Source organism: Streptomyces sp. NPDC001714 (assembly GCF_042892755.1).
Classification (GTDB): Bacteria; Actinomycetota; Actinomycetes; order Streptomycetales; family Streptomycetaceae; genus Streptomyces.
Genome location: NZ_JBIAUL010000005.1, coordinates 214831 through 227760, shown reverse-complemented (window position 1 = coordinate 227760; position 12930 = coordinate 214831). Strand labels below are relative to the sequence as shown.

Below are 12930 nucleotides of genomic sequence, written 5' to 3'. Positions count from 1 at the left end.
TTTTTTCAGGCGTGTTCGGCTTCCATCAGCCGAGCGGCTCCTCACGAGCGTGAACCCCCGCCCTGCCATTCTCGATCCAGCGCACCGGAGTACTAGCGTGGTGAGACTCGCGGGCCAGCCGCCCAGGTCATTAGTTCGTTCCGGGCACGGCGGCGCACCCGTCGTGGCCCAGAGCCTGGGCAAGCGTCCAGCAAGACGCTCCAACTTCTCCGTCGGCATGCCCCGCACCCAGCCTCCGCGCGTCTCGACGCCAGACGGTCGCTGCCCCAGGCCCGCTCGGCCATCACGACCTCTACCGCTCACACCCGCCACTGACCTGTACGGATACCTTAACGGACCAACTCTCCCGCCCCCAGGGTCAGTTGGTTGACTCAGAGATCGGCATCAGATAATCTGAGTAACGGCGAAAAATTCGCCCCGCTGGTGAACCTGGATGCGAATTCCGAGGAGATCGGGCGGCAGGGACACCCCCTTGTCTAAAACCGACCGAGGGTCAAAAGCCACAGGTCTACCTTAGCCCCGAACCGGCCTTTACTCAACCAAATTGAGGAACTGGTCACACGGGCTTGCAAGCTGCTACGCTCATTCCGGCAAGAACACTTTGCACGCCTAATTTTCCACGGGGGGCATTTGGGCTTCACTGCACCCCTGCGACCACGAAACCGACAGGGGTATTTTTCAATGGATGACTACTACGACTATGACTTGGATTCGGACCGGGGGCGGCATTGTTTCGAACTTGACATTGCAATCGGGGAGTTGGAGATGAAGGCTGCGGCGGACATTCTCAAGGGTCACCCGTGCGCGGATGATTTTGTCAGGAGATTTCCTTGTATGGCCCAATACCTTCAGGAACCCCCTGACGACACCATGCCCTCAGTCTGACCACCCTGCTACGTCACCCGCGGGGCCTTGGAGCCCCTCGGACCCAAACCTGGGTTGTGCACCCTCACCAGCAGAAATAGATTCGCACGCCACCTTCGCCAGGCCCTTTGGGGCACCATTCGCACGTGCACGGGCCGGCTGTTACGACATCGACAGCCGGCCCGTCACGCGCATCTTCGTCCTCCGCTTGACACCTCAGGAGTGCTGGACATGCCATCTTCTTTCCCTCCGGTCATTCAAACCGTCATCGAGCAATCTTCCCGTGTCCTGCAAACTTACGCCGTAGATCCCGGACTCGTAGCCGAACATGCAAATGGAGAGCGCCGCATCACTCAGGGCGGATATGGCGATCGCCAGCTTTTTGAACTTGTCCAGAATGCCGCCGACGAAATCGCGTATGAGCCCGGAGGGCGAATCCAAGTCGTCCTCACAGCAACATATCTTTACTGCGCAAACGAAGGAAATCCCGTCACCCCTGAGGGCGCGGAAACCATTCTTCGAATGAGTATGTCGAAGAAGCGTGGAGGGCAGATCGGAAGATTCGGAGTAGGCGTTAAGTCGGTCCTCGTGGTGACCGACGCTCCGGAGTTCTTCAGCAGCACCGGAAGTTTCGGGTTCGACCGCGCCTGGTCGTTCGAGCAAATCAAAAGCGTGCCCGGCGTGGCCGCTCGTTACGGTCAGAAATTCGACGCCCCTGTGCTGCGGATGGCCCGTCCACTCGACATGCAGGCCGAACGCACCGCCGACCCTGTCCTGCACGAGCTGCTGACCTGGGCAACCACCGTCGTACGCCTGCCCTTGCTGCCGAAAGCGGACCGACGGCTCGGGCTGGACATGCACGGCGGTCGCGCCAGGGAAAACGGCGAGCTGCGCGACGAGTTCCCCGTGGGCTTCCAGCTCTTCTCCCCGCATGTCGCGAGGGTCGTCCTTGAGGACCGTCGTCATCTCCCGCCAGCTCGCCGGATCCTGACCACTCGACAGGCCGGCGACCTGCACACCGTGACCGAGGAGAGGAACGGGGCAACCAACACCATTCGCTGGCGGGTCTTCACCACCACCCATACTCCCGGTCCGGCGGCCCGGGAGGACGCCGGCGAACTCCACGGCCGGCTCTCACTCGACCTTTCATGGGGTGTTCCGGCCTTGGAGAAGGATCCGGAAAGTGGCTTGTACGTCAATTCGCGGACCCGTGGCCGCGGTACGTTCTGGTCTTTCTTCCCGACCAAGTACGAGATGTCGTTGAGCGGCATCCTCAACGGAGCCTGGAAGACCAACGAGGACAGGCAGAACCTCCTCGACTCCTCCCCCTTCAACCAGGAGATGATCCGGGTGGCGGCGCAGCTGGTCGTCGACTCCCTTCCCGCCCTGGCACCCACCGAGGACCCCGCCGCCTACCTCCCCCTGCTGCCCGGCCGTGTCAAGGAATCGATCAGCTGGGCCGACGAGTTCCTGACCCGGGAGATCTGGGCCCGCACCGCAGACCGGCCGTCCCTGCCCGACCAGGACGGCGTCCTGCGCGTCCCCGCGGAACTGCGGATCCACCCGCGGCTCGACAGGGACCTGAAGAAGCTGTCCAGTTGGCTGCGGATGTGGAACCAATGCCCCGGGCGCCCCTCGAACTGGCTACACCCAAGCGTCGAGGCGGACGCACTACGCTCCGGAAAGGTCGAGCACATCATCGGCGCGGCCGGGCACGAGAGGACCGACGTCCGCGAGTGGTTGGAGGCCTTGGTCGAAAGCAAGACCCCCGAGGCATCGGCGGTGGCCGTGCGAATCCTGGCGAACATGATCGAGGCTCGGTCCCCTTACGCCGAGGAAGCCCGCAAGGCCCACATCGTGCTCACCGAGGAGCACGGTCTCGTCGCCCCCGTGCCCGGCAGGGTGTTCCGCCGGGCCGACCAGGGTGGGCTGCGTGAGGCCCTGGTGTATGTGGTCGACGAGCTTGCCCAGGATCCGTCACTCGCTCATGCCCTCAACACCCTGGGCATTCGGGAGGCCGATGTCGAGGGCAGGTTCGTCAGCGTCCTCGACCAGGGCTTCGATCACTACAACGACTCGGACTGGGAGCGCTTCTGGGAGTTGTTCCGTCAGGCGGGGGTCCGTCGGCTGGCCCACAAGGTCCTGGAGCGGGTGCCCGCTCCGCGCTCGACGCTCCGGGTGCGGACCTCCGATGGGCGATTCCGGCCGGTCGAGAACTGCATGCTGCCGGGTGACGTCGTCGATGCGAAGCGTGACCCGAGCGTCGCCGTCGACATGAAGTTCCACTCCGACGACACCCCGTTCTTCCCCCAGGTCGGTCTGCGGGAGCGACCGTCCGGTGGGATACAGCCCCAGGCGGGCGAAGAGTGGTTCGAGGAGTACCGCGAAGCCGTCCACGCCGCCTACCTGCGTGGGTTGGACAGTCGCGCCCCCCGCCCGACACTGAGTCGGATGAAGGTCGAGGGCGCGGCGATCGGTGGTCCGCTCCACCTCTTCCGCGCCCTCTCCGAAGAGTCCCGCGCGGCCTTCTTGAAGGTGTTGCCCGACGACGCAGTGGTGGACAACTGGATCCGTCAGATCGGCGCGCAGAGCAGCACCCGCCAGGCGGTAGCCTCGCCGATCCGGTGGATGTTGTGGAAGCACGGCACGGTCGCCACCTCCCAAGGGATCAAGCCGCTGAAGGAGGCCGTCGGCCCCCAGCTCGCCGACTACCGGGACGTGCTGCCGGTCGCCGACATCTCCCCGGAGAAGGCTCGTAGGCTGCGGCTCCCCACCACCGTCGACGAGGTCCCCACCGACCGCTGGGACACACTCCTCGACGAGGTCACCCGCAGTGAGGACGACTCCTTCGTCGGCGCCACCTACGTGATGCTGACCCGGTTCGGCGCGGACTTCCCCGAGGACTCCCTGACCCGTTGCCGGATCGGCGACGTCTGGGGCACCCGCCCCGACGACGAGATCACGATCGCCGTCGGAGCCGCTCAGTACCGGGCGCTCCGTACCGAACAGCTCCCTGCACTCCTCGTACCGACCGCCGAGGATGCCGAGCTGATGATCGAGAAGTGGGGGATGCTCCGCTATGCCGACGTGATCAGCCGAGAGACCCGTGAGGAACCGGAGGGTGACCCCGTTCCGCTCGTCGAGCTGTTCCCTGCCCTGCGGCAGCGCCTGAGCAGCGGGCAACGGAACAGCATGGTCCAAAGGTGCAGCGAGCTGGAGGAGGTCATCCGCACGCCCAACGGCACGCATGCCTCTCCTCTGGACGCCGTGCGCCAGGACGGCACCGTCAAGGTCCGCATGCCGCTGGAGCCCGAGCCGATGCTGCGTCTCATCGACCGCGAACTCGGTCTCGGTCTCGGCGCCGCCGGTTGCCGCGCGGTCCTGGAACACCAGGACCGGATGGCTCGTGACAGCGAGCTGAAGGCGGCGCAGAAGGCGGTGCGCGAGGCCGCGGACGTGGTGACCAAGATCGAGCTGCTGATCGGTGCCGACGCGCTCCAGGCCGGTCTCCCCGAGGGATTGATGGAGGCCGAGATGCAGGCGACCGACGGCGTGGAGCCGTCCGGGCGCCGAATCGCGCAGATGGCGTTCAATGCACACGGGGACGGAGTGCTCCAGCAGCACGCCCGGGACATCCAGGCGCGCTTTCCCAATGCGCCGGTCGCGTACGGGGGCTCGTCAGCAGCCATTGCCTTCGTGTCGGAGATGAGGCTGCCCATCTCGTTCGCCGGTTCGAGGGCCCCGTCCCTGCCTCCGTTCGAGACCGTCGACGGCCCTCGAAACTTCCCCCACCTCCACGACTACCAGGAGGACCTGGTCCGGAACATCTCCACGATGCTCGACCGGCTGGCTCCGCAACGCGGCATGCTGTCCCTGCCGACCGGCGCCGGCAAGACCCGGGTCACCGCCGAGGCTGTGATCCGTTGGGTGAAGCGGGTCGGAGACCTCAAGGGTCCACTGCTGTGGATCGCACAGACCGAGGAGCTGTGCGAACAGGCCGTCCAGAGCTGGAAGTTCGTCTGGAGCAAGGTGGGCGCCGAACGCCCGCTCACCATCAGCCGGCTGTGGAGCACCAGCGAGGTCGGGAACGTAGTCGATCACCCGCACCTTGTCGTCGCCACCGATGCCAAGCTGGAACGGTGCCTGGCCGCCGACCAGTACGCCTGGTTGCGCCAAGCCGCATTGGTGATCGTGGACGAGGCGCACACCGCCATCTCCAAGCGGTACACCGAGATCCTGAGCCAGCTGGGACTCACCCAGTACGAGACTGGCCGGCATCTGCTCGGTCTGACCGCCACCCCGTTCCGGAACGCCAACGAGGAGGAGACCCGCCGCCTGGTCAGCCGCTTCGGCAACCGGCGACTCGACCAAGGAGTCTTCCCGTCGGGAGACCCGTATCACGATCTCCAGGACTGGGGCATGCTCGCCCAGGTCGAGCACCGCACCCTTGAGGGCGGCCGCATCGAACTCACCAGGGACGAGAAAACACACGCCGATCGCATGGCGGTCCTCTCCCGTTCCGCCGAACAGCGGCTCGCCGACGACCACGCACGCAGTCGGCGCATCGTCGACTCCGTGACCGAACTGCCCAATGACTGGCCGACTTTGCTCTTCGCCACCTCAGTCGACCACGCCAAGTACCTGGCCGCCATGCTGAACGACCGCGGTGTCCCGTCCGCCGCCGTGGACTCGACGACCAGCACGCAAGACCGCCGCAACCGCATCGAGAACTTCCGAAACGGACGCATCCGAGTCCTCACCAACTACGGTGTGCTCACCCAGGGATTCGACGCACCTGCCACTCGTGTCGTGGTCGTAGCCCGGCCGGTCTACAGCACCAACGTGTACCAGCAGATGATCGGTCGCGGACTGCGCGGACCGCTGAACGGCGGCAAGGAAAGCTGTCTGATCCTCAACGTCAGCGACAACATCGCCAACTTCGACACACACCTCGCCTTCACCCAGTTCGAGCACCTCTGGAGCCGGAAGTGACCGACGCCTACCAGGACAGCCCTCCGCTCACCGCCGAGCAACTGGCCGTAGTCGAGCAGCCTTGGGACGCGCGCGTCCTGGTCACCGCGGGCGCCGGAGCGGGCAAGACGCACACCCTGGTGCGCCGGCTCGACGCACTGTGCGGCCACGAGGACCCCGAACAGGCGCTGGAGGCGGCCGAGATCCTGGTGCTCACCTTCTCCCGAGCGGCGGCCCGGGAACTGCGTGAACGGATCTCTCGGCACGGGGAGCGAGCCCACCGGGTACGAGCCCGGACCTTCGACGCGTGGGCCTATGAGGTGCTCCTTCAGGCACAACCGGACGGCGAGTGGGGTGCGGTCGGCTTCGACGAGCGGATCGCTGCCGCGTCCCGCGCGATCGAGAAGGGCGCGCTGGAGGTGGGCGATGCGGTGCCGCCGGCCCATGTCGTGATCGACGAGGTGCAGGACCTGCTGGGCGGGCGCCGTGAGCTGGTGGAGACGCTTCTCGACCGGTACCAGGACAGCTGCGGGTTCACCGTCGTCGGAGACGCCGCCCAGTCCGTGTACGGCTTCCAGATCGAGGACCTGGGCGAACGCGCCGACGAAACCGGTCGGTTCTTCGACTGGCTGCGCTGTTCCTACCCTGACGACCTGGTGGAGCTGCGTCTCACGAGGAACTTCCGGGCCACCACGGCCGAGGCCCGGATCGCTCTGGCGCACGGCCCCCTTCTCCAGCAGGTCACCGACCCGGACGAGGCCGGAGGGCTCTACGACGAACTGCGCGATCTCCTCCTGGATCCGGCCAACGGCATGGGCGACCTCGACGACGAGTTCACCCTGGACGGCCTGCGGGACCTCTCCGACACCTGCGCCGTCCTCACTCGTGACAACCAGGAGGCCCTCGTGGTCTCCGGCCTGATGCACGCGCACGGCATCGACCATCGGCTGCGCCGCCCGCTGGAGGAGCGTCCGGTGCCGTACTGGGTGGCCGAGCTGCTGCGTCGCACGGAGGCGACCGGGCTCACCGAGGACCGGTTCCGTACGCTCCTCTCGGGGATTCCTCTTCCCTACGAACCTGACGCCGCCGCCCTGTGGACGGTGCTGCGTAGGGTCGCGCGCGGAGCGGGGCGCGGGGTGCTCGATCTGGACCGGCTGCGCCGCGCGGTCGCCGACGGAAGGTTCCCGGACGAAGCGGCAGACCCGGAGAACGCCCGCATCATCGTCTCGACGGTGCATCGGGCCAAGGGCCTGGAGTTCGACCGGGTGATCGTTCTGACACCACCGACCCTCGCCGAGCTCCACAAGCGCTACCAGGACGAGTTGGACCTCCCCGCCGAAGCCCGCGCCCTGTATGTCGCCATGACACGCGCACGCCAGGACCTGTACCACGTGGCTTCTCCCGAACTACCGCTCTTCAGGAGGGCGGGTGGCCGGCAGGGCGGCCGCCGCTACCTCGGATCGTGGCGTTCGTACGACAGGTACGGGATCGTCGCCGAGTCGGGCGACGTGTGCCGGGACAACCCGCCCGGTCATCAGACCGATGCGGTCGCCACCCAGGCGTATCTCCTGGAACAGGTGCGCCCCGGCCAGGAGGTGCTGCTGCGCAGGCTCCACGACCTGCCGATGGGCGAGACGCAGAGCCCGCCGTACGCTCTGGTGCACGACGGAAAGGAGATCGGCGAGGCCTCGCGTCGATTCCGCGAGGACCTGTTCCATGTGCAGAAGGTGAACCGTACCTGGGACCCTTGGTGGCCCGACGAGATCCATGACCTGCGGATCGACACCGTGGAGACCGTGACGGGCAGCATCGCCGCCGGCGCGAACGCCGGACTCGGCGAGCGAGGCGTCTGGATCGCCCCGCGGATCACCGGCATCGGCCGGTACCGGAGAGCCGACAACTACGAGGAGCAGCGCGCATGACGCAGGTGGCAGGCCCCCACTCCGAGCACTACCGGGTCCGGGACGAGGAACTCCTGGTGGGGCTCCGCCGTGAACTCCTCGGCCCCGCCACGGATGCCGAGCCGGACGATCGGAGCGAGGTACTCACTCAGGACGCGCCGATCGACCGCTACCTGACCGGCGTGCTATATCCGCGTGCCGCGGACAGGGCCACGAAGGAGCGGCAGGACGACGACGCCGGCGAACAGCAAGGACTGGACGCCGTACCACTGCTCGCCCGCGACGACGTCGAGGAGTCCGGCACCGCGCAAGAGGTCGGCGCGTCGGGGGACAGGCGTCCCTCCTCGATGGGCCTCACCTTCGCGGTCCGCCTGGCCATAAGCGGTTCGATCGTGGTCTCGGCCCGCGCGGCCGTCTACGAACCCACCGACGCCGACGGCCGGCGCGTCCCGGCCCGCCGGGCCGAGGCCCGTACCACCGCTGAGCAGCGGGAGCGGTGGCGGCGCAAGGAACTCGCCTTCCCTGCCCAGACGATCGACGTGACCCGGCCGGATCCGAAGATGAGGGTCACACTCGCCCCGGAAGCCGCGCTGCACGTCAACGTCCGACGTCTCGACAAGGCCAACGGCACGGTCACGATCACGGTCACGTTGATCAACACCCAGAAGGTCGGGGAGTGGGATCTCCAGGACGCCTTCTCCCTGTTCCAGTGCGGTCTGACGGTCCGGGCCGCCAATGGCTCCACCGCGTTCGTCGAGCGCCCCGCCCCGGCCGCCGACTACGACCCGGAGATCGCCACGAGTCGCTTGCTGCACCGCCACGCCCCGACCTTCGCGGTCGGCCACGGCTGCGCCGCCGAGTGGGACTGGACTCCGCAGCCGATCGGTATGACCGAAGCCGAAATTCCCGCCGTCCCCGAGGTGCGGAGCCAGTTCGTGCCCTCCGTGGAGGTGCTGCTCACCGACTCCAACCCGGAGATCGACAGTTCCGCGCTGTCCATGCTGGGGCTGGCCGAGCAGTCCGACGCCGAGGTCCTGACCGCCCTGGAAGGGCTCGCCACGGGGTACGAACACTGGATCGACCGCAAGTCGGCCGAGGCGGATGCTCTGACAGGCACCCCCCACGAGAAGCCCGCGCGGGAGCAGGTGAGGGCCTGCCGCGAGGCGCTCGACCGAATCCGTGAGGGCATCGAGCTGCTGCGGACCAAGCCCGATCTGATGAGGGCTTTCCGACTCGCCAATCACGCCATGGCAGACCAGCGTGCCCGCAGTGCCTGGGTGAAGGGCGGACGCGTCGGTGCCCCCGACCCGGCCGCCGGTCGCTGGCGCCCCTTCCAGATCGCGTTCGTGCTGCTCTGCCTGGCCAGCATCGACGACCGCGGGCACAGCGATCGGCAGATCTCCGACCTGTTGTGGTTCCCCACCGGTGGTGGCAAGACGGAGGCCTACCTCGGGCTGATCGCCCTCACATCGTTCCTGCGTCGTATCCGCAAGGGCGCGGACGGCGGCGGTGTCACCGTTCTCATGCGCTACACGCTACGGCTGCTCACCCTCCAGCAGTTCGAACGCGCGGCGATCCTGCTCTGTGCCATGGAGCACATGCGGCGCGGTACGCCCGAGTTGGGCCATGAGGAGTTCTCCGTCGGCATGTGGGTGGGGCGTTCGGCTACCCCCAACACGCTGGCCGTGGCGGGCCAGAAACTCGACGAGCTGCGAAGGAATCTCGACAAGCGCCTCGCCACCGAGAACCCCGTCCAACTGCACGCCTGCCCCTGGTGCGGGACCCGCCTCGACGCACGGAACTACGAAGTCGACGAGGATGCCAAACGGATGCGCGTCCGCTGCCCCGGCGCGGGCTGCGACTTCGCCGACGGCCTGCCCGTCCATCTGATCGACGAGGCGGTGTACGACGCGCGACCGACCCTGGTCATTGCCACTGTCGACAAGTTCGCGTCGATGCCGTGGCGTCCGGCGACTTCCGCGCTCTTCAACCGCGACGACGACCCGGACGGCGGCACCCCTCCCCCGGAACTGATCGTCCAGGACGAACTCCATCTGATCTCCGGCCCGTTGGGAACTCTCACCGGCCTCTACGAAACCGCGGTGGACGCGCTCGCCGACCGGCCCAAGGTGATTGCCTCCACAGCGACCATCCGACGCGCCGCAGACCAGGGACGCCACCTCTTCGCCCGCGATGTACGGCAGTTCCCGCCCGCCGGTCTGGACGCCCGTGACTCGTGGTTCGCCGTGGAGACACCGCGCGAGGAGAAGGCGAGCCGCCGATACGTCGGCCTCCTGGCCCCCGGCACCAGCCAGTCCACTCTCCTGATCCGCACGTATGCCACCCTGCTGCACCGGGCCAAGCAGGCGAGGACCGAGGACGAGGTGCGCGACGCGTACTGGAGTCTCGTCGGCTACTTCAATAGCCTCCGGGTGCTGTCGGCGGCCGAACTTCAGGTCCATGACGACGTGATGGCCTATCTGGAGCTGCTGGCCGAGCGCGAGGGAGTGGAGGTCCGCTCCGTCGCCAACTACTCCGAGCTGACGAGCCGTATCGACGCCAGCGAGATCCCCACCCGCCTCAAGGGCATCGAGAAGCGGCTGCCCGACGGCGACACCGTGGACGTCCTGCTGGCCACCAACATGATCGCGGTCGGCGTGGACGTGGACCGCCTCGGCCTCATGGCCGTGATGGGCCAGCCGCAGACGACCGCCGAGTACATCCAGGCCACCAGCCGGGTCGGCCGCGCGCACCCCGGCCTGGTCGCGGTCATGCTCAACGCGACCCGGTCCCGGGACCGCTCCCACTACGAGAGCTTCCAACACTTCCACTCGGCCCTGTACCGCGAGGTCGAGTCCACCTCCGTCACACCGTTCTCCGCCAGTGCCCGCGGCCGGGGCCTGCACGCGGTGATCGTCGCCCTCGCCCGCGTCATCATCCCCGCCGCTCGGCCCAACGAGGGCGCCGGCCGGGTCGAGTCCTATGAAGACGTGCTCCGGGAACGCATCAAGTCGATCCTCCTGGAGCGCGTGGACGCGGTCACCCGGGAGGAGACCGACGCCGTGTCCCGGGCCTTCGACGAGTTCGTCGATTGGTGGTGCGACGAGGCTGACATCCACAACGGTCTGCTGTTCGAGCCGCAGAGAGGCAACCGTACCCCTTCGCTCCTGAAGGCGTACGACGACGAGTCCCAGGACGCCGAGGCATATCCCACGTTGTGGAGCCTGCGCGACGTCGACGCCGAGACCGCCCTGTTCATGGAGGGAAGCCGATGACCCCGCCCCCTGCCCGCCGTCGCCGGACCGGCGCGAGCGGCACCGCACCCGCCCACAACTTTCCGCGGCGTGGTGCGGTCCGTCGCGCCCAGGCGATCACCACGTACGGCATCGGGTCGCTCATCGCGGTCGACCACGAGTCCTTCATCGTCTCGGGGCTCGACGAGGCCGAGCAGAGCTGGAGCCGTGACGAGTCCCCGCGGATCTACGAACGGCGCCTGGCCCGACTGCTCGACGTCGACTACTTCAGGCTGCCGCCCGCTTCCGACGACACCAGCCGGGACGGTCTCCGGGTTCGACGATTCCCCCTGATGCACTCCTGCCCCGAGTGCAATGACCTGCAACGGCACCGCGACTTCAACCCGCCCGCCGGGCGAAGCGTCTGCGGCACATGCGAGGTCGACCTGGTCCCCTCCCGCTTCGTCGTCGCCTGCGAGGCCGGACACCTCGGTGAGTTCCCGTACTGGCAGTGGGTGCACCGCTCCACGGTCCGTGGTGCCACGACGGTGGGACAGTGCGGGGGGAAGCTCAAGATGCGCACGACCGGGCGCACTTCCTCGCTCCGCTCCATCCTCGTCTCCTGCACCTGCGGGCAGGCTCCCGAGGTCTCGATGGAGGGATCCTTCCGCAGACAGGCGCTCAAGGATTTGGGCCTCAAGTGCCGAGGCACCCGCCCGTGGCTCGGCTCGTCCGCTCCCGCCCAGGAGTGCGGACTCTCCCTGCGCACGTTGCAGCGCGGTTCGTCTGCGGTGTGGCAGCCGGTGTTGAAGTCGGCGCTCTCCATCCCGCCGTGGAGCAACCGTCGCGAGGATCCTCTCGCCGGCCACTGGGTAAAGCTCAGGAAGTATGACGACCGCGCGGGCGTCGCAATCTACCTGGACGCTCTTTTCGACGATGAGTGGCCCATCTCCTTGGACGAGGTGATGGCCCTGCTCGCCGCCGAACGCGAAGAGGACCCCGACAGCGAGTCCGCCCCTACCTTCGACCACCGCTACCGTGCCCTGCGGAACATGGAGTATGAGCGTCTCCGCTCGGGCAACGACGAGAGCGAGCAGTCCCGCGACGAGCAATTTGTCTGCGAGACGCCGCTGGGTGACCAGAGCGTGCTCGATCCGCTCGGTGTCACCGGACCGATGCTGGTCAAGAAGCTTCGTGAGGTGCGCGCCCTGAAGGCGTTCACCAGGCTCGTCGACGCCGAGTCGACGACCGACGCCAAGGAGATGTCGCTCTCCGAACAACCCATGCGCTGGCTCCCGGCCATGGAAGTGCAAGGCGAAGGTGTATTCCTCCGCCTGGCCGAAGACCGTCTCGGCGCCTGGGAGAAGACCAGGGCGGTGGCAGCCCGGGTCGAGCGGATGCATACCGCCCATCAGCGACTGCTGGAGGAGCGGGCCGACGACCCGAGCCGGGTCGTCCCCTCCCCCGCCACCCCTCGCATGGTGCTGCTGCACACGCTGGCCCACGTCCTCATCAACGAGTGGAGCCTGGAGGCCGGCTACCCGGCCGCGGCCCTGCGCGAGCGCCTATACGCCGCCGACGACATGGCCGGGGTGCTCGTCTACACGGCGACGAGCGACTCGGCCGGCAGTCTGGGTGGTCTGGTCGCTCAAGGCGAACCAGAGGTTCTCGCTCGAACGGTCCGTTCTGCAGTCCGCCGTGCGGAGTGGTGTTCCTCGGACCCGCTCTGCATGGAGACCGAGGCGTCCGGCGCCGGCGGCATCAACCTGGCGGCCTGCCACGCCTGCGTGATGCTTCCGGAGACAAGCTGCGAGCACAACAACGTCCTCCTGGACCGCGCGCTGCTCGTCGGTACCCCTGAGGATCCCGCGGTGGGCTTCTTCGCCGACATCCTGAATCCCTGACTTCCGCACCCCGTTGGTGAAGGCGCCGACACGGATCGGCGCCTTCACCGTGTTTCG

At 67.4% G+C, this 12930-nt stretch carries 4 protein-coding genes; all 4 read left to right on the top strand.

Going from position 1 to position 12930, the window contains the following annotated elements; translation table 11 throughout:
• The first annotated feature begins 1095 nt into the window (after positions 1–1095).
• Genes ACFY0P_RS15265 through drmB form a run of 4 tightly spaced genes read left to right on the top strand, consistent with a single transcriptional unit; the run spans position 1096 to position 12873 of the window.
• Positions 1096–5856, top strand: coding sequence for a DEAD/DEAH box helicase (locus ACFY0P_RS15265; RefSeq protein ID WP_388911971.1), 4761 nt, complete (start codon positions 1096–1098; stop codon positions 5854–5856).
• Positions 5853–7757, top strand: a complete 1905-nt coding sequence (locus ACFY0P_RS15260) for a UvrD-helicase domain-containing protein (protein WP_388911968.1) — start codon at positions 5853–5855, stop codon at positions 7755–7757. The genes ACFY0P_RS15265 and ACFY0P_RS15260 overlap by 4 nt, the downstream gene beginning before the upstream one ends.
• Entirely contained in the window at positions 7754–11011 is a 3258-nt protein-coding gene (locus ACFY0P_RS15255) for a helicase-related protein (protein ID WP_388911965.1), read from the top strand. The genes ACFY0P_RS15260 and ACFY0P_RS15255 overlap by 4 nt, the downstream gene beginning before the upstream one ends.
• On the top strand, positions 11008–12873 hold the full coding sequence (drmB, locus tag ACFY0P_RS15250) for a DrmB family protein (protein ID WP_388911962.1): 1866 nt from the start codon (positions 11008–11010) through the stop codon (positions 12871–12873). Before ACFY0P_RS15255 ends, drmB begins: the two co-directional genes overlap by 4 nt.
• Positions 12874–12930: the final 57 nt, after the last annotated feature.

Bases quoted from the DNA above. Each gene is read 5' to 3' on its own strand.
- ACFY0P_RS15265 (WP_388911971.1), top strand. From the start codon at position 1,096: ATGCCATCTTCTTTCCCTCCGGTCATTCAAACCGTCATCGAGCAATCT.
- drmB (WP_388911962.1), top strand. From the start codon at position 11,008: ATGACCCCGCCCCCTGCCCGCCGTCGCCGGACCGGCGCGAGCGGCACC.
- ACFY0P_RS15255 (WP_388911965.1), top strand. From the start codon at position 7,754: ATGACGCAGGTGGCAGGCCCCCACTCCGAGCACTACCGGGTCCGGGAC.